The organism is Luteolibacter sp. Y139 (assembly GCF_038066715.1).
Lineage (GTDB): Bacteria > Verrucomicrobiota > Verrucomicrobiia > Verrucomicrobiales > Akkermansiaceae > Haloferula > Haloferula soli.
In genome coordinates this window covers 195034-221111 of the sequence record NZ_JBBUKT010000007.1, presented here as the reverse complement: position 1 = coordinate 221111, position 26078 = coordinate 195034, and the positions used below count along the sequence as shown (strand labels likewise).

The 26078-nt window shown below is 62.1% G+C and carries 17 protein-coding genes; 4 read left to right on the top strand and 13 right to left on the bottom strand.

Features of this window, described 5'->3' with window-relative positions; translation table 11 throughout:
- Positions 1-330: 330 nt before the first annotated feature.
- Complete coding sequence (locus WKV53_RS18115; protein ID WP_341406192.1) at positions 331-2589, bottom strand: DUF6797 domain-containing protein; 2259 nt, start codon at positions 2587-2589, stop codon at positions 331-333.
- A gap of 291 nt (positions 2590-2880) precedes the next feature.
- Positions 2881-5091 (bottom strand): hypothetical protein, encoded by a 2211-nt coding sequence (locus tag WKV53_RS18110; RefSeq protein ID WP_341406191.1) that lies wholly within the window; start codon positions 5089-5091, stop codon positions 2881-2883.
- A 187-nt stretch (positions 5092-5278) separates the two neighbouring features.
- Between WKV53_RS18110 and WKV53_RS18105 the strand changes: the two genes are divergently transcribed.
- Together WKV53_RS18105 and WKV53_RS18100 are read left to right on the top strand one after the other, a co-directional pair.
- The gene (locus WKV53_RS18105; protein WP_341406190.1) at positions 5279-6574 is read left to right on the top strand and encodes an MFS transporter; all 1296 of its coding nucleotides are present in this window, start codon (positions 5279-5281) and stop codon (positions 6572-6574) included.
- Between the two features lie 4 nt (positions 6575-6578).
- Positions 6579-8420 carry an alpha-amylase family glycosyl hydrolase gene (locus tag WKV53_RS18100; protein WP_341406189.1) on the top strand — a complete coding sequence of 614 codons (1842 nt, stop codon included), beginning with the start codon at positions 6579-6581 and terminating at the stop codon, positions 8418-8420.
- Positions 8421-8478: 58 nt separating this feature from the next.
- Here the strand turns inward: WKV53_RS18100 and WKV53_RS18095 are convergent, their stop codons facing one another.
- From WKV53_RS18095 to WKV53_RS18085, 3 genes are all read right to left on the bottom strand, one after another.
- Positions 8479-11154 carry an ATP-binding protein gene (locus WKV53_RS18095; RefSeq protein WP_341406188.1) on the bottom strand — a complete coding sequence of 892 codons (2676 nt, stop codon included), beginning with the start codon at positions 11152-11154 and terminating at the stop codon, positions 8479-8481.
- A 178-nt stretch (positions 11155-11332) separates the two neighbouring features.
- A complete protein-coding gene (locus tag WKV53_RS18090; protein WP_341406187.1) occupies positions 11333-12391 on the bottom strand; it encodes an endonuclease/exonuclease/phosphatase family protein in 1059 nt (352 codons plus the stop codon).
- Between the two features lie 5 nt (positions 12392-12396).
- On the bottom strand, positions 12397-12630 hold the full coding sequence (locus tag WKV53_RS18085; RefSeq protein ID WP_341406186.1) for a Sec-independent protein translocase subunit TatA/TatB: 234 nt from the start codon (positions 12628-12630) through the stop codon (positions 12397-12399).
- A 165-nt stretch (positions 12631-12795) separates the two neighbouring features.
- On the opposite strand from WKV53_RS18085, the gene hrpB reads away from it, so the two are divergent.
- Together hrpB and WKV53_RS18075 are read left to right on the top strand one after the other, a co-directional pair.
- Entirely contained in the window at positions 12796-15387 is a 2592-nt protein-coding gene (gene hrpB / locus WKV53_RS18080; RefSeq protein ID WP_341406185.1) for an ATP-dependent helicase HrpB, read from the top strand.
- Positions 15388-15401: 14 nt separating this feature from the next.
- Positions 15402-15944 (top strand): hypothetical protein, encoded by a 543-nt coding sequence (locus WKV53_RS18075; RefSeq protein ID WP_341406184.1) that lies wholly within the window; start codon positions 15402-15404, stop codon positions 15942-15944.
- A 1-nt stretch (position 15945) separates the two neighbouring features.
- On the opposite strand, the gene WKV53_RS18070 is transcribed toward WKV53_RS18075, so the two are convergent.
- The 8 genes from WKV53_RS18070 to WKV53_RS18035 form a co-directional block, all read right to left on the bottom strand.
- Positions 15946-17670, bottom strand: coding sequence for an ABC transporter ATP-binding protein/permease (locus WKV53_RS18070; RefSeq protein ID WP_341406183.1), 1725 nt, complete (start codon positions 17668-17670; stop codon positions 15946-15948).
- A 196-nt stretch (positions 17671-17866) separates the two neighbouring features.
- Entirely contained in the window at positions 17867-21022 is a 3156-nt protein-coding gene (locus WKV53_RS18065) for an efflux RND transporter permease subunit (protein WP_341406182.1), read from the bottom strand.
- A 6-nt stretch (positions 21023-21028) separates the two neighbouring features.
- Positions 21029-22207 carry an efflux RND transporter periplasmic adaptor subunit gene (locus WKV53_RS18060; protein WP_341406181.1) on the bottom strand — a complete coding sequence of 393 codons (1179 nt, stop codon included), beginning with the start codon at positions 22205-22207 and terminating at the stop codon, positions 21029-21031.
- A 17-nt stretch (positions 22208-22224) separates the two neighbouring features.
- Positions 22225-23157, bottom strand: coding sequence for a polyphosphate kinase 2 family protein (locus tag WKV53_RS18055; RefSeq protein ID WP_341406180.1), 933 nt, complete (start codon positions 23155-23157; stop codon positions 22225-22227).
- Positions 23158-23172: 15 nt separating this feature from the next.
- Entirely contained in the window at positions 23173-23559 is a 387-nt protein-coding gene (locus WKV53_RS18050; RefSeq protein WP_341406179.1) for a hypothetical protein, read from the bottom strand.
- Between the two features lie 18 nt (positions 23560-23577).
- Positions 23578-24579, bottom strand: a complete 1002-nt coding sequence (locus tag WKV53_RS18045) for a hypothetical protein (RefSeq protein WP_341406178.1) — start codon at positions 24577-24579, stop codon at positions 23578-23580.
- A gap of 19 nt (positions 24580-24598) precedes the next feature.
- Positions 24599-25321: a DUF3313 family protein gene (locus WKV53_RS18040; RefSeq protein WP_341406177.1), complete on the bottom strand. Its 723-nt coding sequence runs from the start codon at positions 25319-25321 to the stop codon at positions 24599-24601.
- A 160-nt stretch (positions 25322-25481) separates the two neighbouring features.
- The gene (locus tag WKV53_RS18035; RefSeq protein ID WP_341406176.1) at positions 25482-26060 is read right to left on the bottom strand and encodes a lipid-binding SYLF domain-containing protein; all 579 of its coding nucleotides are present in this window, start codon (positions 26058-26060) and stop codon (positions 25482-25484) included.
- Positions 26061-26078: the final 18 nt, after the last annotated feature.

Genomic DNA, 26078 nt, shown 5'->3' with positions numbered 1-26078 from the left:
GGCGCCCCGATCGCGCCGCGCAAGCAACGTTCGTCTTGCGATCAACGGCCGTCTTCCAGCGCCAACGGCGCGCAAGCCCTTAGCCCAGCCCATCGGACTGGGTCACCGGGGCAACTGACTTGAAGGGCTGAAGGCCCGCCAGACGGTGAAACGATGAAACCGGCTCGAGGGTGATAACCGATAGCAATCTGCCGTATCTCTACCCCATCTCGCGCCCTTCACTCCGCCATCACCACCACGCGAAAAACCCCGGCTGTTAACCGGGGCTTGGAAATCGCGCGCCGTTGGCGCTGATGAAGACACCTGTTCGATCTTCCGATCGCGGGTGCCTTACTTCGACGGCTTACGATAGGTCCCGTAGTAGTCCCCCTTGATCACCTTCTTGTCCTTGTCTTCCAAGTCCCAGGAGACCTTCAACTGATCGGACGGCTTGTGCCCGTCCAAATCGATCTCCACCGACTTGCCATCCTTCGCGACGCGCACCGCCTTGATCTTGATCTTGTCGTGGTTGTTCGGGCGAATCTCCTTCTCCTGCGCCTGCTTCTCGAGCTCGCGGTCCGGCTTGTCCACGGAGAACTCACCCGAGCCATACTGCGAACTGCGCACGTAGTTCCAGCGCTCGGCGCTGTAGCTCTCGACATCAGCTGCCAGCTCCGCATCCACGGGGACGTCGAAGTGGATCCGCACGCCGGTCTTGATCAGCTCCACTTGGTTCGGAAGCGTCACCTCCACCCCCTTGTTATAGCGGATGCGCTGGAAGGCCGTTTCGGACGCCGCATTCGTCTGCCAGCCACGCAGGCCGCAGAGATAGAGCGAGCCGTCCTTGTGGAAACGCACGCGCTGCGCCGAGGAGCCAAGGCTCACCGGAATCTTCACCACGCCGCCCTGCATCGTCCCATCCGCGGCAGGCGAAGGCAGGACGCGGTAGATCGAGGACTGCCCGTAGGAGCAGTGGATGAGTTCGCCTGGCTTCAGGCCGAAGTCTACGCCTTCCGGCACCCAGACCTGGGAAGCACCCGAGTTGTCGACCTCCATCGGGAGGAAACAGAGGGGCTCCAGGTAAGGCTTGTTGACGTCGTGCTTGCTCGGCTCGGTGCCCAGGAAGACCGGGGCCTGCTTCGGCGTGAAGTAGTTGATCTTGCAGCGCGGCTGCCAGCTGCCCTCGTTCTCTCCGGTGGTGATCTCACCATTCGGTCCCACCGCCATGCCGCCCGGTGCCCGCAGGCCGGTCGCGATCACCTGATAATTCTTACCGTCCGGGGAAATCTTCAGGATCGTGCCGTGGTGCGGGTAGATCGTGTCAAAGCCGCGGCCGCCCCCACGCACTGGCGAGGCCTTGCACGTGTAGAAGTTCCCCGCCTTGTCCGTCTGCAGCTCGAAGGCGAACTCGTGGAAGTTCGGCGAAACGGCGTTGTCCCGGAAGAAAGCCTCATACCGGTCCGCCTCACCATCCTTGTTCAGGTCGTAGAGCCGCGTGATCTGGTCGCGGCCATGAACCATCACCACACCATTGACCACCTTCACCCCCAGCGGTTCGAAGAGACCGGAAGCGAAGCGCTTCCACGTCAGCTTGCTCCAGTCGCCCTTCAGGCCGCTCACCGTCCACACGTCACCATTCCACGTCGAAATCGCGGCGGTGTCCTCGTCGATGAAATCGAATCCGCTGAAGCGGATGTTCGATTTCCACGGATTGTTGTCCGGCACACCAAGCGAATCCACCACCCAGGGAGAGTCCTTGTCGGTGGAAACCTTGCCAGTGGTCGTGAGAGTCTCTTTCCAGATTCCATCCCCGCCCTTCGTGCGGGCAGCCAGATCGACCGGTGCGGCCGGGGCCGCCTTGCCACCCTTGGCATAGGTGACCGTGAAGCTGAGCGGAGCACTCGCAGCCGCAATCTTCGCGACCAAACCCTCCTTGTCCTTCGAAAGCGTCGGCCCCTTGCCGCCCACAGCCACGGTCACGCCACCCTTCAGGGCAGCCGCAGGACCGCTGGCGCTCTCGACGGCATCCGCGCCGCCCAGGATCACACTCAGCGCACCTTTGTGCGGGGCGATCTGGAATTGCCGCGTCACGCTATCCCCGGAAGCCTCCAGCGATTCAAGGACCGCCGCACCATTCACCTCATAGGAAAAGATGATCTTCTTCCCGTCCCGGAAGAACCCCTTGAACTTCGCATAGTCCAGATTTCCCCAGCCATGCAGGTCCTTCGAACGCTTGTCGGTGAAGTTCCCTGAAGCATCGCCCCAGCCCGGCCCGGCCGGTGTCGTGATGAAGGCGTTGTCACCCTCATTGGCGATCCGGATCAGCTTGCCGTGCTCACCGGTCCAAGGCGTGCCGCCCCAGTGCACGAAGCCCTTGTAGATCGAAACCACCCGCAGGGTCTCGGTGTCGAACAATGCGTGAACCCCGTCGCCGAGATCCACGAGGATGCCCTTCACGGCAGCCGGGGTTTCCTTGCCGTCGATGGTCGCGGCAAAGGTATTGCTCCATGCCGGCCCGATCTGCATGTCCTCATACCACGCGGCGAAGACCGGCGTGACGGTGGATAGCGCCAGGGCGGCAAAAATGGACGGTGCGAGAGCGGACTTCATGCTTAGGTCGGTTGCGGTGTTGGAGGATAGGGTACGGGTGGGTCCTCCCGGCTATCGGTGAGTCGTCATGTTCGGAATCCGTCAGGCACGGACCTCGTGCTGGATCCCAAATGCAGGACAGGGACGCAACAACGGAGGACCGGGGCTGGGAATTTCAGTAGTAACGTCAAAAGGCCAGCCGCTCGTTTAGCGACAAGTGCATTTAAGCGGCCTTAAACGCGTCATCGGGCACAAAAAAGGCCTCCCTTGCGGGAGGCCTTCCGTTTGAAACCTTTGGGACACCGGATGAACTCAGCGCACCTTGAAGTGCACCGTGTTGCGGAGCTTTCCACCTTCCCGGCGCTCGTAAACGCTCAGCTGGTCGAATTCCTCGAAGGCCGCGAGGCCCTTCTTGATCCGCGGGAGGTCCTCCTTGAACTTCTCGAATTTATCGCCAAGCACGGCCTCACCGTTCTTTTCCAGCTGGTTAACCCAGTCGCCGGTGAACTTGCGCAGCGTGTCGAAGTCCAGCTCCATCCAGGCGCCCTTGCGATCGCCCGCCGCCTTCTCCGCCGAGGCCGCGAGGTCCAGCGCCTGGGCTTTGGAAGTCGAAGCCACGAACCACTTGTCGCTGACCGTCACCGAAGGAACGAAGTCACCGAACACCGCCGTCGGCACGAACCAGGTCGTGAAGTCGCCTTCCTTCGAGGACATCGGCGTTTGCTTCGGAATGTCTTCTCCCGCCAGCTCGCTCACGGTCTTGAAGACGTTCTTCAGAGAGCCATCCACCTTAGTCCACGAGTCCTTCAGCTTCGCGCGATCCGTGACCGGCGAAATCATCGAGGCGCGGACAAAGCGGCCACCATCGACCAGCTCCTGAGGCACGCCGGGGAACGGCGGCACCGAACCCTTGAGGTCGATCACGATCGCGGTCTCATTGCCGAGACCCGTGCCCGCGACCGAAAGCGCATCCCACATGGCGATCGTGTCGGCGCGGAACTTCTCATTGAAGAGCGCGAAGCCCTGCTGGAATTGGGCGAACTCCTCCGAGTCCTCCACCTTCACTCCCGCGACCTTTTCAGCGATGGCATAGGCGGTTTCCACCAGCGCCTCGCCGCACTCGCCGGCACGCTTGGCGTATTCCTTGTCAGCCACCCAGTTGCCGAACAGCAGCACATCGTCGGTCGATCCCAGGTTCGCCAGCTTGTGGGCGGCCGTGGAGTCCATCGCGCCGTGGTCGACACCACCGAAGAGCTCGAACTTCACCCCATCCTCCAGCACAACCAGCCCGCCAACAGTATCGGCCTTGGCCAGGGCGACCAGCGCGTCCTCCTTCTCGCCCACCAGCTCCAGCAGCGAAGCCAGCTCGCGGGTATCGCCGAGGCCTTCAGCACCGGCCAGGCCGTCGCGAATGCCCAGCGCCATGTCCTTGAAATTGCCGACCACACCTGCCTTCACGATCCCCTGGTCGCCGTAAAGGAAACCGGCCAGCTTCTTGCCCTTGTAGCCATCCACGAAGGAGATCGCGTCGTTGGCAGCCAGCGAGTCCTCGACCTTGTCCGCCAGAGGACAGGCTTCCTCATTGTCGCCCACGAAAAGCATCAGGTAGTCGCCGAGCGCCCCTTGCGCGATTGCCAGGTTCTTGGTCTTCACCGCCTTGATCAGGCGATCCACGTCGGCAGGCTCCAGCGTCTGTTCCATCTCCTGCCGTCCGGCTTCCATCTGCTCCGCCAGGAAGCTTCCGGCGAGCTTGTAGCCCTTGAAAGCGACGCCGCCCTTGGTGAATTCCAGCGGCTTGGCCGCCTCGCCGAGCATCTGCATCAGGCCGTCCAGGCCATTGGAAAGTTCCTGCTGGGCCATCGCCAGTGCCTCGGCATCCTGCGCCTTCACGCCGATCAGCGTCGGCGGCATGGCGGCAGTTTCCACGATGCCCATCTCCTTGCCGATCTCCTTGGCCATCGACATCATCACCTGCTCGCTGGCGCTATCCATGCCGGAAAAATCGCCGCTCTTGGCACCGGCCGCGAAGGCCTGGGCCATCACCCGCATCTGGTAGTAATTGCTACGCTGGCCGAGCTTCACCAGGTTCGCGACCTGCGGGACTGTGCCCTTGCCGGTCGCGAGGAAAATTTCCTGACCCAGGAACTTGCCGGCTTCCTCGGCGCCTTCCGCCATATCCGCCTCGATGTCCGTGCCATCTTCCTCCTTGGCCAGCTCCTTGATGAATTCCCAGCTCTTCAGGGACTTCAGGCGCTTCACGATGTCCTTGCCGTCATAGAGCGCCATCGCGCTCTCGGTATCCTTGGAGAGATGACCCACGATACCGAGCATCGACGCCCGCTCGCCGGGAGTCAGGGCCTTCACCACCGGAGCGGCAGGAGGAGCTTCGGCGGGCGCCGCTACCGGAGCCTTCGCGGCCTCAGCCGGGGCTGGCGGGACGGCAGCCTGCTCCTTCTTCTCGCAGGAACCGAGGACGAGGGCCGTGACGGGAAGAACGGTGAACCAGGGGCGGAATGCTTTCATTACCCGCGAACGCTACGGAAATCCACGGACCCGGGGCAATTCCAAACCGGAACGTGTTTGGGAATTAAACCGGACCGTTAGATCCAACATTCCGAGATTGGGGAGGATTCACACCGGGCTTTTCGCGCGACCTGGAATCCGCCACTCTCCAGTCCAAGCTGGGGATCCCCCTTTTTTCTGCAAACCCATGTCTGAAAAACCCCGCCTCTCGTTCTGGCAGATCTGGAACATGTCCTTCGGCTTCTTCGGCATCCAGTTCGGCTGGGGCCTGCAGATGGGCAATATGTCTTCGATCTATGAATACCTGGGCGCCTCGGAGGACAAGCTGGCCCTCCTCTGGCTGGCCGCTCCGCTCACCGGGCTGCTGGTCCAGCCCATCATCGGAGCAATGTCCGACCGTACCTGGCACCCTTTCTGGGGCCGCCGGCGCCCCTATTTCCTCGTCGGAGCCATCCTCTCCTCCCTCGCCCTGTTCCTCATGCCCCATTCCGGCTCCCTCTGGATGGCGGCCGGCCTGCTGTGGATCCTGGATGCCTCGGTGAATGTCAGCATGGAGCCATTCCGCGCCTTCGTCGCCGATCTCCTGCCGGAGCGGCAGCGCACGGTCGGCTTCGCGATGCAGTCGGTTTTCATCGGGGCGGGTGCGGTCATCGCCTCGAAGCTCCCCGGCTGGTTGCGGGACCATGGGGTCAGCACCCTCACCGGTGCCGGACAACCCATTCCCAAGACCGTCCACGTCGCCTTCTCCGTCGGCGCGGTGGTTTTCATCCTGGCCGTGCTGTGGACCGTCTTCACCACGAAGGAGCACCCTCCCTCGCCCGATGAAAAGCCGCCAGAGCATTCCGGCGTGAGCGAAGTCATCGCCGCCCTCAAGGCCATGCCATCCCGCATGAAACAGCTCGCGGTGGTTCAATTCTTCACTTGGATGGGCCTCTTCTGCATGTGGATCTACTTCAGCGTGGCCGTCGCCCGGAATATCCTCGGTGCCACGGACACGAATTCGCAACTCTACAAGGACGGCATCGACCTCGCGAACAACTGCTTCGCCAACTACAACTTCGTCGCCTTCCTCGCCGCCATGGCCCTCCTCTTCGTCGGTCACAAGGTCCCGGCGAAGCGCATCCACTTCGTCTCCCTGCTCCTCGGAGGCCTCGGTCTCGCCGCCACCGGCTTCGTGAAAAATCCGCAGGTTCTCCAGTTCGCCTGCTTCAGTGGCGTCGGCATCGCCTGGGCCTCCATCCTCTCCATGCCCTACGCCATGCTCTCGTCCGCCCTGCCCGCGAACCGCATGGGCGTCTACATGGGCATCTTCAATTTCTTCATCGTCATCCCGCAGATCCTCGTCGCCATCATCCTCAGCCGGGTGATGGCGAACTTCGAGGGCTTCAACCGCCTCTCCGCCGTCGTCTTCGGCGGCATCTGCCTGCTCATCGCCGCCGCCGCCACCCTGCTGGTGAAAGACGACCCACCCGCCACCTCCTGAAGCAATGAAGTTTGTCGCCAGCCTCCTGCTCTGTTTGACTGCTTCCGTGATGAATGCCGCCGAGCGTCCCGTGATCTATCAGCTCCTCCCGCGGCTGTTCGGAAACACCAACGAGACCCGCAAGGTCAACGGCACGCTCGCGGAAAACGGCTGCGGGAAATTCCGCGACATCAATGACGCCGCCCTGCACTCCATCAAGGAGATGGGCTTCACCCACGTTTGGCTCACCGGCGTGTTAGAGCAAGCCAGCGGCACCACTTACCCCGGTCGCCCCGCCGATGCCCCGGACATCCTCAAGGGCATCGCCGGCAGCCCCTACGCCATCAAGGACTACTTCGATGTCTGCCCCGACTACGCCGTCGACCCGGCGAAGCGCCTGGATGAATTCAAGTCTCTCCTCACCCGCTGCCGCACCCAGGGGCTGAAGGTCATCATCGACTTCGTCCCGAACCACGTCGCCCGTTCCTACGACTCCGACGTGAAGCCGGAGCATTCCTTCGGCAAGGGCGACGACACCGCCACCTTCTTCTCCCGCGACAACCACTTCTACTACCTCCGTAGTAGTGACGCCGGCGGCGGCCCACCGCTCAAGCTCCCCACCGCGGATCTGCCCGGCTGCACCGGCCACTTCGCCCCCGAAACCACCTTCGGCCGTGTCACCGGCAACAACGTCATCTCGTGGTCCCCTTCCATCAACGACTGGTACGAGACCGTGAAGCTGAATTATGGCCACGACTTCACCACCGGCCGCCACACCTCCCATCTCCCCGGCCCCGACGCCGCACCTGCCGACGTTCCAAAGACCTGGCGCACCATGGACGCCATCCTCGCCTACTGGCAGGACATGGGCGTCGATGGCTTCCGCGCCGACATGGCGCACATGATCCCCATGGAATTCTGGCGCTGGTCCATCAAGCGCGCCCGCGACCGCAAGCCCGGCGTCTTCTTCTCCGCCGAAGCCTACGACAACGACCCCGCCAAACTCACCGACGGCCACGTCCTCGATGACCTTATCAAGGCCGGCTTCGACGCCGTCTACGATGACCCCGTCTACGACGTCCTCGAAGGCCTCTACGACTCCGGCAAGTGGGCCAATGACCTCGACGCCCTCACCTTCACCGGCGACCGCTTCCACCACTCTCTCCGCTACGCCGAGAACCACGACGAAGTCCGCATCGCCAGCCCCAAGGAATGGGGCGGCCTCGGCATGAACGTCGGACGACCTGTCAGTGCCGTCCTCTTCGGCATGGGCCGCGGCCCCCTCATGCTCTACTCCGGCCAGGAAGTCGGCGAACCCGCCGCAGGAAGAGAAGGCTTCGGCGGCGACGACGCCCGCACCACCATCTTCGACTACTGGTCCATGCCCGAGTTCACCAAGTGGACCAACAACGGCAAATACGACGGCGCCAAACTAAGCGACGACCAAAAAGCCCTCCGCGCCTGGTACGCCAAACTCATCCACCTCATGCACGAGCCCGCCTTCACCAGCGGCGAGTTCTACGGCCTCAACCACGCCAACAACGACAACCCCGACTACGGCCGCCTCGACAACGAAACCGCCAGCGGCCACTGGCTCTACAGCTACCTCCGCCAAGACAAAACCACCGGCCAAGCCTTCCTAGTCGTCGCCAACTTCAACGGCACCCACGCCATCGAAAACGCCAAACTCCGCCTCCCCGAAAACGCCCTCGAATGGCTCGGCAAGAAAGACACCGCTTCTCTCTCCTTCACTACCCGCCTCGGTCCCCAGTGGACCGCCAACAGCAATGCCGCCGCCCTCCCCGACCAAGGCATTGCCCTTCCCACCATCTCATTGCTGAATGCAGTTGTGGTCGAGGTGAAATGAGATGCAACTCGAGCGGTTCTCCCCATCGCCGCTTCGCCTCCGCCGGAAAGCCACAGCCTCAACCTGCCTCGCCCCGCCACTCGGCGAGATAGGCCTGAACCAAGGGTGCCTTGGGGTTTTCGATTGCTGTTAGAATTCCCAGCGCCTGTTCCGCCCGAAAGATGGCTTCGGCGTGATTGCCCTCTTTGTAATACTCCTCCGCGGAGTTCCAAAGTGCGCCACCCTCGCCGAACCGGTCGCCGATCTCCCGGGCGATCTCCAGGTGCTGCTCGTAGTACCCGATGGCCGCCCGTGTGTCTCCCAAGTCGGAATGCGCGTTGCCGAGGTTGCCTAGCGCGTCGCCCTCGCCGCGCCGGTCGCCTATCTCCCGAGCGATCTTCAATCGTTGCTTCTGGAATCCTATGGCCATTGTTGTGCTGCCTACGTTCCTGTGCGCCGCACCGAGATTACCCAGCGCGATGCCCTCGCCACGTCGGTCGTCACTCTCACGAGCGATCGCCAAATGTTGTTCATAATATCCGATGGCGGTCCGATCGTCGCCCAACGCAGAGTGCGCGGTACCAAGGTTGCCCAAAGCTTCTCCCTCTCCGTGCCGATCGCCTAATTCGCGGACGATCTTCAACAGCTGCTCATAGCATTCGATGGCCCTGTTTACATCACCCAACACGGAGTGCGCGTTGCCAAGATTGCCCCACGCGTAGGCCTCCGCTTCACGATGTCCGATCCGACCAGCAGCGCGAAGCTGAGCCTCTAGCCAATTAATCCTCTGCCGGGGGTGGAAACGTAAAGACTGCCCGACGTAGACAATCGCGTTGGCGATCCCGATCACCAATCCCGCTGCAGCTCCGTCCTGCCGGACCTCCATCGCAGCAAAGGCAGCCTCGATTTGAGCACGCTCTCTATCGAAGAGGGCGAGTCCTTCAAGATGCAGGCCTTTCTCCTTATACAACCGATCCGCCTCATACCCGACGGTCTCGTAATGCCGCGCGTGAGCCAACGCGAGATAGTCTTTTTGCTCTTTTGAGAGTTGGGCGCGGGCGTAGTCCGCCGCGAAATCGTGAAGCCTGTAGCGATCAGCGCCATCCGCCTCCAGCAAGCTACGGCGCAGGAAAGAATCAAGCATCTCCTGACTCGCCCCGGCGATGACCTCCGCCGCTTTGGCGCAGAAGCTGGACGTAAAGATCGCGAGACGGCGCCACGCCTGTTTCTCGTCCTCAAGCAAGGGTTCGACGCTCAGGCGCAGGGTTTCAGAGATGGTGACCTCCCCGGCATCCTCGGCGTCAGCATTGAGGTGAGCCAAACGCCCGCCGCCAAGCTTCCGTAAATACCCAGCCACATCCGCAGCGCCCCCGCGGTCAGCAGCATCCAACGCCAGATGGGAAGCCGCCAATTTCAAAGCCAGTGGCAGACCGGCACAGAGCCGAATGAGCTCGTTCACCTGCTCGTCCGTCAGCCCGGAATACGCACCACGCAGGAGCGCTTCTGCCTCTCCATCCTTCATCCGGCCCACCGCATAAGGCGCACAGCCATCAATGGCGAAGCCAGAACGGGACGTGACGATGACCGCGCAGCCGTCGGGCGGCAGCAGCGGCTTCGCCTGCGCCGCATCCTTCGCGTTGTCCAAAAGGATCATTACCTTCCTCCCATGCAGCACGCTCTGATAGATGCCGGCGATGGCACTGGGATCGTCCGGCAACTTCGCCTCCGGATGGAACGCGAGGATAACCTGCTCCATCAGCTTGGCCGCGGAAGGAGCAGCATTCCCGGCTAGCCCCTTGCCATCCAACATCAGCGCGGCATCCGGGAAGCGAGATGCCCATTCCCTGGCGAGCACCAGCGCAAGCGCCGTCTTCCCGATGCCGCCCATGCCCTTGAGCCCTGTAATGACAGCACCACCCCGCCCGGCCCGCTGGCGCAGGTTTTCCAACTCCTCCTCACGGCCGGTGAATCCCAGCGGCGGCGGCGGGATGGTGTGGAGTGCGTCGAAGGTCGGAGCCTTGGGAGCAGTAACGGCCGCGAGAATCTTCAGGAGCAGCTCCGTGTGAACTGACTGCGTCTTGTTTACCGCAAGGAGGTCGCTCAGGATTTCCTTGAAGTAGAAGACCTGCTGCTGCTTCACCTCCTTGAAGAGCAAGTCGATCCGGCCCACCAAACCGGAGAGATCCAAAGAAGACGAACCGGGAATGGCTTGGACGGCCTGAAGGATGCGGGACAGGTAGAGCAATTCGATGGCGGCAAAGGCCTGCCGGTCCGTCGCAGCATCGTGCTTGAAGAGGCCCCACAGCGCCTCGCCGAATCCCTCATGTACCCCGCCGATCAAGTCGGCACGCTCGATCTCGGAAAGGCTTTGGAGTTCGGGCGTTTCCGCGACCAAGTCCGACCAGAGATCCAAGGTGAGGACATTGATCTTCCCTTTGTTGGCGACGAAGTTGTCGAGAATCGCAGTGACCTCAAACTCTTGGAACTTGGCAAAAGCACCGGAAGGCTCGTCTACCAATTCACCAAGCCGGGCAGCTAGGATTTCCCCGGCATCACGGAAGAGATCGGAGGCATTGCCTCGCTCTTCCCGAACCCAGACGGCTTTCTTTTCAACCGAGACGACAACAGCACGCCGGAGCAGCGCCCGGATGTGATGATTCCGGAAGACCTCCTCGGCTCCAGGAGGCGGCTCCTTGATCTTGGAGCCGAACCACGACTGGAATTGGTTCCCCGCAACGCCTCCCAGCCAAGCCAAGATACCAGCCGTAGCGGCAGCACCATTCGCATCGACGACTCCCGAAATACCCGCCAGTGCAAGGCCAGCGAGAAGCCCGATGGAAGCACATCTTTCCGGCGTAGCTATTGGGGGCGCCATGTCGACCCTCTAACTGGCACATCCCACCGGACATGCCAAGTCCCGCCGATCAAGCCTGCTACTTCAAAATCACGAACAGCGGCCGGTGATCGCTCGCGTCGTCCACACCTTCGCTATCGATGATCTTGCAGTTATCCCATTCGACGGACTTCTTCAGCGCGCTGCTCAGCATCACGTAGTCAATCCGCGAGTAGACGTCCTGAAAGTCCCAAAACTGCGTCCAGTATTCGCCCTTCGAATCCTTCAGCGCGATCATGTTCAGCGTCTCCGGTCCTTTCCCGGAACCGTGGATCGCTTTGATCGCCGGGCTGTTGCGGGTGTCATTGAAATCCCCGTAAACCACCAGGCGTGCGTTAGGATCTTCCTTCAGGATGGTATCGAGCTCCCGGCGCAGCAAATGGGCTTCCTGAAGGCGCATCTCCTCCTGATCGCCCTCGGTCACATCACGCTTCGACTTCAGGTGCAGGCCGATGAAACGATAGGCTCCGACAGGCGTCTGGATCGTCGCGTCGAGAATGCCACGCTGCATGCCATATTCCTTACCCTCGATCCGGTAGGTGAGGTTCTCGTGAACCACCGTCTTGCCGATCGGAAAACGGGACAAGATCACCAGACTGCGCGTCGGATCCACACCGTGGTTCAGGTAGGAATGCGGCATCGGATGACCCGCTTTTTCCAAATAAGCTTGGAGATCCTTCACGTCCTCTTCGTGGCCGATTTCAGCAACGCCGAGAATATCGGGCTTCGCCTCCGCAATCACCTTCGCCACCGCGAGACGCTCCTTCTCCGGCTTCGGCGCACCCTTCAGGCTCTTGCCATCGACGTAGCGGTCCATGGTCAGCCAGTTCTCGACGTTGTAGCCGACGAACCGGACCGTGCCTTCCGTGACAGGAGCCACCTCCGCGGCAGGCGTCGCGGGCGTGGCAGCCACCGGCGTCGTGGCCGGTGCCGCAGGCGCTGGGGCCGCGGCAGTCTTCGCCGGAGCCTGCGCGGGCGGCGGCGGTGCCTGGCCTGCCCAATCCCCCGCCTGGTCCTTCTTGTCGCAACCGGTGAGGAGCAAGAAAAACGCCCCGAGCAAACCCGGGGCGATCTGGAAAAAGCGAGGGAGGAATTTCATGCCGCTCAGGCCTTGTCGTGAGCTTCCTTGCCAGAGGCTTCCTTGACCCGGACTTCGTCTTCCGATCGGGTGATCTCGCGTTCGAACTCGTCGCGAGCCTTTTTGAATTCACCCATGCTCTTGCCGAGGCCACGAGCGAGTTCAGGAATTTTCTTCGCTCCGAAGAGCAGCAGGATGATCACGAAAATGACCATCATTTCTTGTCCGCCTAGATTCATAATGGCGAGTGGGGTGTTCATGTGATTGAGCCTAGGCCCCCCGGGGCCGGCTTGCAATGGGAATAACGGCACTCCGCACCGGGCTTGTTCAACGAATTCATGAGTCGCAGTGATTGTGCCAAACCCCAATTCGCGGTTCTTAAATTGGCGGTTCTCAATTTCCCTTCCCGCCGCTATCGCCGGGGCGTGCGATTGCCGGTTCATGAAATCGAGGCCGACCTGAAAGCCGCCGTGGCCCGCGGCGAGCGCGACCGCGTGCTGCTGAAAGCCCCCACCGGCTCCGGCAAATCGACCGCCGTCCCCGGCATGCTCATGGATGCCGGGATTTCCGGAAAAATCCTCGTCATCGAGCCCCGCCGCATGGCCGCGCGCCTCCTCGCCGGCTGGGTGGCGAAGCTCCGCGGCTCCCGCCTCGGCGGCGAGGTCGGCTACGCCGTCCGTTTCGACACGAATTACGGCCGCGACACCCGCCTGATCTACATGACCGACGGCGTCTTCCAGCGCTGGCTGCAGGAGGATCCCGAGCTGAAGGACGTCGGCGCAGTCGTTTTCGACGAATTCCACGAACGCCGCCTCGCCGTCGACGTCGCCCTCGGCCGCTGCCTCGATCTCCAGGAAGCCGCCCGCCCCGACCTCCGGGTGCTGGTCATGTCCGCCACCCTCGAAACCCGCGGCTTGGCCGAGTATCTCGCTCCGGCTCAGATGCTTGAAGCCGGTGGCCGCACCTTCCCCATCGAAACCGCCTACCGCCCGGAGCGACCGAAGGTCAATGACCGCCGCGGCGGCCCGCCCGTCGAAACCCCGGTTTGGGAACGCATCGCCACCGTCTGCAAGGAAGCCCTCGCCCTCCCCGATGCCGGTGACGTGCTCTGCTTCCTCCCCGGCATGCACGAGATCCGGAAAACCGTCGAAACCCTCGAAAACGCCTCCTTCGCACGCGGCCACGACATTTTCCCGCTCCACGGCGGCCTCCCGCCCGCAGCCCAGGAAGCAGCGGTTTCCCCGGGCAAGCGGCCGAAAATCATCGTCTCCACCAACGTCGCCGAAACCTCCCTCACCATCGAGGGCGTCCGCACCGTCATCGACGCCGGCTTCGCCCGCGAAGCCAGCTTCGATCCCCGCCGCGGCATCGATACCCTGTTGGTCCGCAAAATCTCCCGCGCCTCCGCCGAGCAGCGCGCCGGTCGTGCCGGCCGCACCGGCCCCGGCCGCGCCTTCCGCCTCTGGAGCGAGAGCGAGCACGCCCGCCGCGAAGCCTTCGATGCCCCGGAAGTCCGCCGCGTTGATCTCGCGGAAACCGTGCTCCTGCTCAAGGCAGCCGGTGTCCGCGACGTCCGCGAGTTCCGCTGGCTGGACGCGCCCTTGGAAGAAAGCCTCCAGCGCTCGGAATCGCTCCTCCACGACCTTGGCGCCATCGATTCCCACGGCAATCTCACCGACGAAGGCCGCGCCATGGCCGCTCTCCCGCTGGAGCCCCGCTACTCACGCCTCATGCTCGCCGGAGTGGAGCAAGGCTGCGTCGCCGAAATGGCCTTCATCGCCGCCGCGGTGCAAGGCGAAGGCATCTTCGTGAACAAGCGCGGCGGCATCGGCCGCAAGGACTTCGTCTTCAAGGAAGACGCCAGCGACTTCGAAGCCGAGTGGCGAGCCTTCGATTCCGCCGCCGGGATGGATTTCAATCCCCAGCGCTGCGCCCCCCTCGGCATCCATGGCCGCGGCGCCCGCGAAGTGGCACAGGGCTTCGATCGCCTGCGAAAGCTCGCCCTCCAACGCGGCTGGCCATGGGAACCCATCGACTTCGCCGCTCACCGCGAACCCGTCGGCCGCGCCATGCTCGCCTCGTTCAGTGATCGGCTCGCCGTGCGCTTCGGCGAAGCCACCCTCGCCTGCCGCGTCGTCCACAAGCGCAAGGGCAAGCTCGATGACGACAGCGCCGCAAAGAATGCCGCCGCCTTCGTCGCCGCCGAAATCACCGAGGTCGAAGGCCGCGACGTCACCGTCCAGCTCCGCCGCGCGACAGCCGTCGATCCCGCCTGGCTGAAGGAACTCTTCCCCGGCGACTTCACCCTTACCGACGGAGCCGCCTACGATGAACCTCGTAGAAGAGTCGTCTCGCGGAAAGAGACCCGCTTCCGCGACCTCGTCCTGGAGTCGAAGGAAAGCGACCACGGCATCAATCTCGATGCCGCCGCCGAGATCCTCGCCGCGCGAGTGCTCTCCGGCGAACTGGTGCTGAAGAACTGGGACGCCGCCGTCGATCAATGGTGCACCCGCCTCGACTACCTCGGCAAATGGATGCCCGATCTGAAACTCCCCGGTTGGTCAGACGAAGACCGCGCCGCCGCCGTCGCGCAGATCTGCCACGGCGCCGTCAGCTACAAGGACATCAAGGAGCGCCAAGTCTGGCCCGTCCTCCGCGAGTGGCTCAGCCACACGCAACGCGCCGCCCTCGACTCCTATGCCCCCGAGCGCATCTCCCTGCCGAATGGCCAGAGCGCCAAGATCACCTACGAACCCGGCAAGGACCCATGGATCGCCCTACGGGTCCGCGATCTCTTCGGCGTCTGGCAAACTCCCACCATCGCCAGTGGCCGCGTCCCCTTGCTCGTCCACATCTGTGCACCCAACCACCGGCCATGGCAAATGACCAAGGACCTCGCCAGCTTCTGGGCTGGCGGCTACACCCAGATGAAGAAGGACCTCGCCGGACGCTATCCAAAGCAGCCTTGGCCGGACGATCCGAAGGCATGGCTTGCCGCCGGCGGCCAGAAACGCTGACTTTCTAACAAGCCGTGATCTGGAAGCTCATCCTTGTCCTCTCCCTCGTCTCGCTGGTCGGCGCCTGGCTGGGCCGTCACTGGTTCTGGACCAAGGCACGGATGGAGGGAATCCGGCATGATTGCGGCATCAGCGTCCGTGAACTCCGCCAGCACCTCGGCCTCCCCGTCGCACGCGGTGGCACCGAAACCCACGCCGCCGCCCTCGGCAACGCAGTCCGGGAATGCGGGCTGCTCCTCCTGGAAAAAGAGGGCAACACCCTCGCCAAGTCCCGCATCAAGGGCGCTTACCTCACAAAAGCACTGCCCGCACTCTTGTGCATCTTCGCCTTCTTTGCCTGCTTTCGCATGCGCCCCCTGTTAGCCTTCGCCGCCGCCCTCGGCGTCTTGGCCATGTGGACCCTCTTCCGCGCCACCGGCATGACCATCGAATGGCGCGCCGTCGCGAGAGGAACGGAAGCCCTGAAAGCAAGCCGCGCCCTCAAGCGTGTGTCGGATGAGGAAGAAGTCATCCGCTGCGCCAAAGCCAGCGTCTGGAGCACCATCTGGCCGTTCTGATTCAGGCCGTTCCCTTGCCTTCCGCCGATGGGATATTCCTATCCCTCCACTTCCAACTCCCGTCGGCAGCTACCTCGAGCACCGCGTCGTAGCCGCTATCGGAAGTCTTCCCATTGCCAAAGACAATCGCCGCTACCCCGCGACGCGCAATCACGTCACGAACCCTGCGGAACTCCTCCCCGTCGAGCGCCGCATCAAGGTGATCCAGAAAGATGAAGTCGGGCTTGCCTAGCAATGCCCGCGCAACGGCGAGCAGCTGCCCCTCGGTGAGACTAAGCTCATCATCCCAGCGCTGCGGCGTGTCGAAGTCACCATTGCGAGCTCCCTCCAGATCGAGCCCCAGCTCATTGAATAGCGACAGGATCTCCTGATCCGCCAGTGCCGGCGCACCGGGCGGAGTGAGCAGCTCCCGCAGCGACCCGGGCGGCAAGTACGGCTGCTCCAGTACAAAGGCCAGCTTCTCCGGTGGAGGCCGCCGGATGCTACCGCTCCCCGCCTCGTGCAATCCAGCCGTCGCATGAAACAGCGAGGTCTTCGCCGCCGGATTAGGACCAGTGATCAGCACATTCCGCTTCGGCTCAAGGGTAGCGTCGAGATCCCGCAAAAGCAGCCGTTCATCCTTCTCCGATGCCTTCAGGCAAAGCTTCGAATAAACCACCTGGTCTCCATCGATGCTGCAATCAAGGCACGACCGCGAATTGCGAAGCGCCGCATTTTCCGAAGCATCCACCAGCTCGCTCAAACGAGTGACCACCGAGGCATAAGACGAAATCGACTGGAACTGCGTAACCACCAGCGAGAACGCCCCCACCAGCGTGGCAAACGCCATCGTTGACTGCCCGATCACCCCGAATTCAACCCCGCCGGCAATGAACATCGGTGCCACAAACAGCGCCGGAATCAGCTGGATCATGTAGTTGTAGCCGCCCGTGAAGAAGTTCAGGTTGCGGTTCACCGCCACGATCTTGCGGTAATTGAAAACCAGCTGGTCGATTCGAGCCCCCAACCGCTCCTTCATCCGCGCCTCGTCCCGCGTAAAGGCGAGCCCCTCGGCATTCTGATGCACGTAGATCAACTCGGACCGGAAGTCCGCCTCACGATCGGACTGCTGGTAATTCAGCCGGATCAGCGGTCGTCCCAGCCAAAAGGTCAGGCCCGACCCGACGGCGGCGTAAAGCACGGCCACTCCAAAAAGCACCGGACTGATCGACCACAGCACTCCCGAGAACGAGATCGCGGTAAAGGTCCCGTTGAGGATCATCAGTAGGAACGACAACGAAGTGGTGGTCAGCGCGCGAATGTCATCGGTCATCCGCTGGTCCGGATTGGAGATCGATCCAGTCTGCTTGATGTGAAGATAGATGTGCTGGTTCAGGTAGCCCCGCACCACCCGCTGCGTTTGCCACTCGCGCCACAGCAAACCCAGCCTCTCCTCACAAAAGCGGAACAGCGTCGCCACCAGGGTCGATGCGGCGAAGACAGCGACATAGCGCCACGCATAGCGGACGAAGCCTGCACTGTCCCGCCGCTCGATCGACGAGAAGAAATCGCGGCCCACATAGCTGTTCAGCACGTTCATGCCGCTGATCACCAGCATCAGGATCAGCAGCCCCGCCAATAGCAGCCACGCCCTCGCCCGCACCCTCTTGGAACGGAGAAACGCCCACACAACGCGCCTCAGGCGGCGCAGGATCTCACGGGTCACGGCGGGCTTCTTGTCGGGCATGGCTTGGGTCGGCCGGCGGGCTCATTCTAACCACCCGCGGCCTTTGTTACTACGATTAAGCCACGCGCCGTCGGATCGGCAAAGCCAATCCACTGGCCCCCTCGGAACACACGCGGCGATCCCGCGGACGAAAGCTCCCGCTTACAGCCCCTGCTTCACCCGGGAAATGGCGCCAAGGATGCCGGAAAGGCTCCGTTCACGCATGCGCAGGCGGCGGCGGAGCTTCGGGAGCATCATGGGAGGCCTTCTTTTTGCCAGTGATCCGCTCCACCATGTAGTAGAGCACGGGGATCAGGAAGATCGCGACGAAGCTGGCGAAGATCATCCCGCCGATGATGACGAAGCCCATGATCTGGCGCGACAGGGCACCCGCGCCAGTGGCGGTGGCCAGCGGCACGCACCCGAGCATAAAGGCAAAGCTGGTCATCAGGATCGGCCGCAGGCGCAGCTTCGCCCCTTCGAGCGCGGCCTCGATGAGCTCCATCCCCTCCTCATGTTTCATCTTGGCGAATTCGACGATGAGGATCGCATTCTTCGCCGACAGGCCGATGAGCACCACTAGCCCGATCTGGGCGTAGATGTTGTTCTCATACTTGCCGACCATCAGGGCACCGAAGGCACCGCAGACCGCGACCGGCACGCTAAGCAACACGCTAAAGGGCAGCGTCCAGCTTTCATACTGCGCGGCCAGAATCAGGAAGACGAAGAGCAATGACATCGCGAAGATAACGGAAGAGGAGACCCCCTCCTGTGCCCGCTTCTCCTGATAGCTCATCCCCAGATAGCCAAAGCCAAGGTCGCTCGACATCGTCTGCGCGAAGACTTCCTCCATCGCCTTCATCGCCTGCCCGGACGAGTATCCGGGGGCGGCCGCCGCATTGATCTGTGCGCTGCGGTAGAGATTGTTGCGCATCGTGAACTCCGGGCCGCTGACCGATCTCGAGTTAGTGAGCGCGCTGAGCGGAACCATACCACCCTCCTTGTTCTTCACGAAGAACTGCCCGACTTGCTCTACGTTCGTGCGGTAGTCGCCGTCCGCTTGGACGAAGACCTGCCACTGCCGGCCAAACCGGTTGAAGTAGTTCACAAAGTAGCCGCCCATGAAAGTCTGCAGCGTTTTGTAAACATCGGCGAGATCCACGCTTTGCTTCAGCACCTTCTCACGGTCCACGTCCATGAAGACCTGCGGGACGGATGGCGAAAACATGGGCGTGACGCCGGCGAGTTCCTTGCGCTCGCGGGCAGCAGCGGTGAACTTCATCACGTTCTCGGCTAGGAACTGGACATCCTTTCCAGAGCGATCCTGCAGCAGGAAGGTCACGCCGCCGCTGGTGCCGATGCCGGGAATCGCCGGCGGCGAGAAGGCAAACGCGCGCGCCGCGGAAATCTTGGCGAACTCGGTGTTCACATGCTTTAGAATCGCGGGATATTGCTCCTCAGGCGCCTTCCGTTCGCCCCAGCCCTTGAGCGAGATGAAGAAGATGCCGCTGTAGCTGGTGTTGACCCCGGTAAGGAAGTTGTAGCCGGTGACCGTGCTGTAGTATTCGACGCCGGGAGTCGATTTCAGGATCTCTTCGCACTGCTTCATCACCTCGTCGGTGCGCTGCATCGAGGCAGCATCGGGCAGGATGATCTGGGCGAAGAAATAGCCTTGGTCTTCTTCAGGCAGGAAACTGGTCGGGATCGACTTGCCGAGCCTCGCGGTCAGCACCACGAAGCCACCCAGCACGATCAGCGCGATGATCCATTTCCGGACGAAGAAATTGCACCCCGTGACGAAGCCGTTCGTCGCGACCCCGAAGACCCGGTTGAACCAGTCGAAGAACTTCTGCAGCAATCCGCCGCTCTTCGACTTCGGCTTCAGCAGCAGCGCCGCCAACGCCGGTGAAAGCGTGAGCGCATTGAAAGCCGAGATCAGCATCGAGATCGCGATTGTCACCGCGAACTGTTGATAGAGGCGGCCCGTGATCCCGGGAATGAAGGCCGTCGGTATGAACACCGCCGCGAGGATCAGCGCGATCGCCACCACCGGACCGCTCACCTCGGCCATCGCCTTGCGGGTTGCCTCCTTCGGCGACAGCCCGTGCTCGATGTGATGTTCCACCGCCTCCACCACGATGATGGCGTCATCGACCACCAGGCCGATCGCCAGCACCAGCCCGAAGAGCGATAGCGTATTCACCGTGAATCCGAACGCCGGGAACAACACGAAGGTACTGATCAGCGAGACAGGCGCGGCCAGCAACGGGATCAGCGTCGCACGCCAGCCTTGCAGGAAGATGAAAACCACCAGAATGACCAGCACCAGCGCCTCAATCAGCGTGTGCTGGATCTCCACCATCCCCTCGGTCACTGCGAGCGTGGTATCGAGACAAGTGACGTACTCCAGATCCTGCGGAAATTTCTCCGAAAGCCGCTTCATCGTATCCTTCGCACCTTGGGCGGCAGCGATCGCATTCGACCCCGGAAGCTGATAGAGCGAGACAATGGCAGCAGGCTTGCCATTGAGGCGTCCGTTGATCGCGTAGTTCTGCGCGCCGAGTTCGATGCGCGCTACATCCTTCACCCGCAGCATCGAGCCATCCGTATTGGCCCGCACGATGATCTCGCCGAATTGCTCAGGAGTCTCGAGGCGCCCCTGCGCACGCACCGCATAGGTGAACTCCTGCCCCTTCGGGATCGGTTCGCCACCGATGGTGCCCGCGGGATTCACCGCGTTCTGGGTCTGCACCGCAGTGAGAATTTCCGGAATGGTCACGCCCAGCTTCGCGAGCTGGTCTGGCTTCACCCAGATCCGCATCGCATACTGGCCCGCGCCAAAGACGGTCACGCTCGCGATACCCTTCACTCGGGTGAACTCGTCATTCAGGTTGATGTTGGCGTAGTTCGCCAGGAAGACGTTGTCGTAGCTCCCCTTCGGCGAGAACAGCGCGAACATGATCAGCGGCGAGGACGTCGACTTCTGCACCGTCACGCCGAACTTGTTGACGTCCTGCGGAAGCTGCGAGGACGCCTGGTTCGAGCGCATCTGTGAGAGGATCTGGTCCTGGTTGACGTCAGTACCGACCTCGAAATTGACCGTGAGCTTGAGCGTGCCGTCGTTTCCGTTGACGGACTGCATGTAGTTCATGTTGTCCACCCCGCTCATCTGCTGCTCGATCGGCGTGGCCACCGATTGCTCCACGGTCAGGGCGTCGGCACCGGTATAGGTGGTCTTCACCTGGATTTCCGGCGGCACGATGTCCGGGAACTGCGCAACCGGCAGACGGAAATAGGTAACGATCCCGATGATCGTCATCAGGATGGAGATGACCATCGCGACGATCGGGCGATTGATGAAAAAGGAGGCCATGCGCGCTTATTTCCCTTCTGGTTTGGGCTGGTCTCCGGTGGCTGGCGGCGTCCATGGGCTGGCCACCACCGGCATGCCGCTGCGCACTTTCGAGACGCCTTCCACGATGACCGTCTCGCCGGCCTTCAAGCCGGACTCGATGACCCATTCGCTGCCTTCGCGCTGTCCGACCTTCACCGGCCGGATCTCCACCTTGCCATCGGTGACCACCGCAATCTGATAAGAGCCTTGAACCTCCATCACCGCCCGCTGCGGGACGAGCACGGCATCGATGGTGCCGAGGATCGCATCGACACGGGCGAACTGGCCGGGGCGCAGGACATTCCCCGGATTGGGGAAATGAGCGGTGATCTCAAAGGTGCCCGTCTGGTTGTTCACCTCGCGGCTGATGCTGAACATCTTCCCGGGCTGCGAATGCCGGTGCCCATCGGCCAAGGTAAGGCCAACCGGAACATCCGGCACATCCACGGCAGGTTTGCCGTCTTGCTCCCGCTTGCGCTTCGCCGCCAGGTATTCTTGCTCACTCACTTGGAAGCTGACCTTGATCGGATCCACCGTCGAAACGGTGGTCAGCGCCTTCGAATCAAGCGGCCCGACCAAGTCACCGATCTCACGATTGGCGAAGCCTGCCACCCCGTCGATCTCGCTGACAATTTTCGTGAACCCGAGATTCAGCTTCGCCTGTGCGATCACCGCCAGCGCCGCCGCGACCTTGGCATTGGCCGCTTCCTGGGATTGGATCGCGTGTTCGAGATCCTCACGGCTGATCGCGTTTTTCTCAGCCAGCGGGCGATAGCGAGCGACGTCCTGCTCGGCCTTCGTCTGTTGGGCCACGGCCATCAAATGATCCGCTTCCACCTGTTGCAGCTCTGCCTCGAGTGGACGGGGATCGATGGTAAACAGGACATCCCCCTTCTTCACCGTCTTGCCCTCCTCGTAGCCCCGCGAGAGCAGGTAACCGGAAACCCGCGGCCGGATATCGACGTTCTTCGAACCATCGAGCGCACCGGTCCAGGTCCGGACAATGTTCACGCTGCGACTGGTCGCAGGTGCTGTAAGAACGGCGGGTGGCGGCGCTGCAGAGGCTGCGGCTTCATCCTTCTTGCAGGAAGAGAGAGGCATCACCGCGGCGAGAAGCAAGAGGCTTCCCAAAAGACCGGGACGACTGGAGGTAGGGCGATCCATTGGAGTGAAAATTTGAATCAGTCTTTCAGCAGCTCTTCGCGGATCCGCTGGAGTTCGGCGCGGCGCTCATCGCCGATGTCCGGGAACTTGAGCTTGAGGCGTTCCAGCACGGTGCAAATCGACTCGGAGATCGCGAGCCGCGCGAACCACTTGTTATCGGAGGGGATCACGAACCACGGCGCTTGCTCGGTGCTGGTATGGTTCAGCATGTCCTCGAAGGCCTGTTGGTAATCATCCCACCGCTCCCGCTCTTTGAAATCCGCCACGGAGAATTTCCAATTCTTCTTCGGCTCATCGATCCGGGCGAGAAATCGCTTCTTCTGCTCCTTCCTCGAAAGATTGAGGAAGAACTTGATCGGGATGATGCCGTTGCTGGTGAGATATTTCTCGAAGCGGTTGATCTCCTTGTAGCGGCGTTCCCAGAAGGCCTTGCCACCGGGCTTGCCGGGCAGGTTCTGCTTGGCGAGAAACTCGGGATGCACCTTCACCGCGAGCACTTCCTCGTAGTAGGAGCGATTGAAGATCCCGATCATCCCGCGGGCCGGCAGTGCCTTCGTGGCGCGCCACAGGTAGTCGTGGTCCAGATCCTCGGACGAGGGTGCCTTGAAGCTGGTGACACTGCATCCCTGCGGATTCACCCCCGACATCACATGGCGGATCGCCCCGTCCTTCCCCGCCGCATCGATCGCCTGGAAGATGATCAGGATGCCATAGACGTCCTGCGCGTAGAGCTTCTCTTGAAGTTCGGAAAGGCGCTGCACGTTTGAGGCGACGCGCTCCAGCGCGCCGGCCTTGTCCTCAAAACCTCCCGTAAAATCCGGATCATAATCCTTCTTCAACGAGATCTTCGTGTCGGGCGGGACCAGGATATCGCGGAGCTTGAATTCCACGGTATCCTTGTCGTTCACGTCGAGGCAGATCTTCCGGTCGGGGTCCAGGTTGTATTTCATCGCAGACAGGGTAATTCAGGATTCGGTGAGCGCCTTCTGCATTTCCTCGTCCGCCGGAGCATCCCCGGAAACATTGTCAGGCTTGTCGCGGATCACCTCCACCTTGCTGGTAAGGTTCTCCATCATCTCCATCACCTCCGCCACCGTGCTGAAAAGGAATTCCTTCCGGCGCTCCGGCACCGGCATGCGAATGAACCAGTGAGTGCCCAGCCACGCCCCGGAGCGGCCGAGGATGTAGTCGGCCCCCGTCATCGTCGCGTCGCCCGGCTCGTAGCCGTGCTGCATGATGACGTAGGGCCCGCGGGAATCGCGATTGGGAAACTCCGATGCCCCCTTGACCTTCGCCAGGCTGACGAGTCGGCAGGCGCTGAAGTGATTCGAAAGCCGGTTGGCAAGGCTCATGGCAGCAGCAATGTTAGGTTATTCGCTCTTCTCCTTCTTCTTCGCTTCGGGATCGTTCTCCTGGAGCCACTTCTCGCGTGCGGCCAAGTTCTCCTTCACCTCGTGAATCTTTTCCCGCTCGGCGGCCGCGGAGTGATACAGGCGCACGGTCTTGGCAAAGTCCTCGGCGATGTCCTTCCGCGCATCCTGGAATAGCTGCGTCAGGTCGTCCGCCTCTCCTTTCGACGCGGCATTCGTGCCCGCGGCGGAAGGCGCCGCCACCGCCAGCAGCTGCGACTTGCGGACATCCACCAGCGAGCTCACATGACCGAGTTCCTGCTCATAGAGTTCTTTCTCCGTCTCGTTCAGCTTCCCGTCGGCAAGCTGGGACTTGAGGGTTGCCTGCCGACGTTCAAGATCATCGATGGCCTTCTTGAGTGCCTCCTGGGCCTCGTTGCGCTGCTTCTCGGTCTCCACCTTGTCGCGGCGGTTTTGCCGCCACTCCTCGCTGATGCGGCTGTTCTCGTAGGCCACGCCGTTGTACTCGTAGCTGCCGTCCCGCTCATACTTCGAGATGTCTTCGCCACCGGGCATCGACTTCACCAGATCCACGATCTGACCCACCCGCTTCTCGGAGAGCTTGTCGATCGCCTCCATGTCCTTCATCAGCGCCTCCGCGGGTGCGGAGTTGTCGCTCCTGATCTTCTGGACGATCGCATTCCGCTCGCGTTTGTACACATCCAGCATCCGCTTGAGCCCGGCGATCGCCTCTCCCTTCACGTCGGCCACGCGCCGCTTGGACGACTGCGAATCCTTCAGGCTCGTGAGCATGTCCACGATCCGCCCGATCTTCTTGTCCGTCGCCTCCCCGCGCTGGCGGATCTCCGCGGCCACCTCGGCGAGGCGTTCTTCGCGCATGGCAAGGTGTTGTTTGAGGGTCACCACCGATTGCCGGCGCTCTTCAAGGTCGGCGGTAGCGGTATCCTGGGCTACCGCAAATCCGGCGGCCATGAGGTAGAGGAAGACGAAAGTCCGTTTCATGGGTTCACTGAATGGATTGTTATAGGGGATTGAGCGTCACAGAAGACGCACGCTTGACGGTCGATCCTGGCGGAGCATGAAGGAATTCGGATCCCTTCTTCGCCCAGATCTCGATGTTCTTCTCCGCGCCGCCGTACCACTGGTAGCCTCTCATGTTGATCGGCGAGAGTGGATCGCTGCGGCGGTCGGAAAAGGTCGCCACCGTGCCGTTGCTATCCTTGGCCCGGCCCGCGACCGCGATGCTGCCACTGCCGGCAGCGCTGAGCAGGCCCGCCCCGGGGACGACGAAACCGGCAGCAGTCGCCCCGGCATTCCAATAAGCCTTGGACGGCACCAGTTCGGTGATCGCGGTTTCGATCGTCAGCGTCTTCGGCCCCGGGTGCGAGGCAATGCTCAGCCGGTTGCCCGGATAAGCGAGAATTTCGCGCTTGAGCGAGTCCTCCAGCTTCTTGCCGAGCTTCCGCGCGTCCTTCGCCAGCACGTCCGACTTCATCCGTGCGTTCTGGTTCTGCCACCAATCCTGCTTCGCCAGCCGCGAGATATCGACCGGCGCGACATAGACCGAGGAGTATCGCTGTTGGACATCGGTTCTCTGGAACTCCGGCGTCGCTGTGGTTTTATCGAGGAAGGCACCGCGCCCGCTGCTGTTGCCACCGGAACTGCCGCAGGAAGCGAGCAAGCCGAAGGAAGCACAGGCACCGGCGATCAGCGTGCCACGAAGAATGGATCGGGATGAGGTCATGAAAGGATCTGTTGTCATTAAGTAAAAATCTCCGTCGTCGACGCTGCCAAAGCCCGCAGCGCAGGGCCATTGCACCTTGGTGCAATGAGGGAAGCTTGCTTGCAGGACTCGACGCATGCCGGGCTTCCCGTTCCGGCATGCGTCGCCCGCATCCGGGCCGTTAGCGGCCGGGATGGATGCGGGTGATCTTGGAGCCCTGCAGGCCCAGGCCGCCCATCAGGCCGGTCTGATTGAAGAAGAAGGCATAGGTGCCCTTGTCGATGGTCGTCGTGGAAAGCGAACTGGCCATCCCCTTGTCGACCACCGTCAGGCTCGGGCTGCTGCCGACTTCCCAGCCGTCCGCCCGGTTGATGTTCGCGAAGGCCTCGCGATCCATCAGGAAGAGGGCATAGCCATACTTCTGCACCCCCGCCTGCAGGCCATAGGAAAGGCCGCCGGTCTGGTAGTAGTCCTGAATGCTACCGTCGGGACGGATCAACGCACCATTGCCACCCATGCCGCCAACGATAAAGCCGCCCTTGGCAATGCTCGGGAAGACAAGGATCCCCTTGGCATGCGATCCGAGCTGCCGCGCCTTCGGATTCGAGGCATACAGCTGCCTCAAGGCAACGCGCGAATCGGACGAGATCTGCGAAGCACTGGCCCCCGAGGAGGTCGGCCCGGTGGCACACTGGCTCAGCGTCATGCTCGCGAGAATGAGGCCGGCGGCGGCCTTCAGCGAATGGAGGATGCGTTTCATGGTTCTGTTCTATTGGGG

Excerpts from the sequence above, each read along its gene's own strand:
- WKV53_RS18115 (WP_341406192.1), bottom strand. The coding sequence starts at position 2,589 with ATGAAGTCCGCTCTCGCACCGTCCATTTTTGCCGCCCTGGCGCTATCC.
- WKV53_RS18110 (WP_341406191.1), bottom strand. The coding sequence starts at position 5,091 with ATGAAAGCATTCCGCCCCTGGTTCACCGTTCTTCCCGTCACGGCCCTC.
- WKV53_RS18105 (WP_341406190.1), top strand. The coding sequence starts at position 5,279 with ATGTCTGAAAAACCCCGCCTCTCGTTCTGGCAGATCTGGAACATGTCC.
- WKV53_RS18100 (WP_341406189.1), top strand. The coding sequence starts at position 6,579 with ATGAAGTTTGTCGCCAGCCTCCTGCTCTGTTTGACTGCTTCCGTGATG.
- WKV53_RS18090 (WP_341406187.1), bottom strand. The coding sequence starts at position 12,391 with ATGAAATTCCTCCCTCGCTTTTTCCAGATCGCCCCGGGTTTGCTCGGG.
- WKV53_RS18085 (WP_341406186.1), bottom strand. The coding sequence starts at position 12,630 with ATGAACACCCCACTCGCCATTATGAATCTAGGCGGACAAGAAATGATG.
- WKV53_RS18070 (WP_341406183.1), bottom strand. The coding sequence starts at position 17,670 with ATGCCCGACAAGAAGCCCGCCGTGACCCGTGAGATCCTGCGCCGCCTG.
- WKV53_RS18065 (WP_341406182.1), bottom strand. The coding sequence starts at position 21,022 with ATGGCCTCCTTTTTCATCAATCGCCCGATCGTCGCGATGGTCATCTCC.
- WKV53_RS18060 (WP_341406181.1), bottom strand. The coding sequence starts at position 22,207 with ATGGATCGCCCTACCTCCAGTCGTCCCGGTCTTTTGGGAAGCCTCTTG.
- WKV53_RS18055 (WP_341406180.1), bottom strand. The coding sequence starts at position 23,157 with ATGAAATACAACCTGGACCCCGACCGGAAGATCTGCCTCGACGTGAAC.
- WKV53_RS18050 (WP_341406179.1), bottom strand. The coding sequence starts at position 23,559 with ATGAGCCTTGCCAACCGGCTTTCGAATCACTTCAGCGCCTGCCGACTC.
- WKV53_RS18045 (WP_341406178.1), bottom strand. The coding sequence starts at position 24,579 with ATGAAACGGACTTTCGTCTTCCTCTACCTCATGGCCGCCGGATTTGCG.
- WKV53_RS18040 (WP_341406177.1), bottom strand. The coding sequence starts at position 25,321 with ATGACCTCATCCCGATCCATTCTTCGTGGCACGCTGATCGCCGGTGCC.
- WKV53_RS18035 (WP_341406176.1), bottom strand. The coding sequence starts at position 26,060 with ATGAAACGCATCCTCCATTCGCTGAAGGCCGCCGCCGGCCTCATTCTC.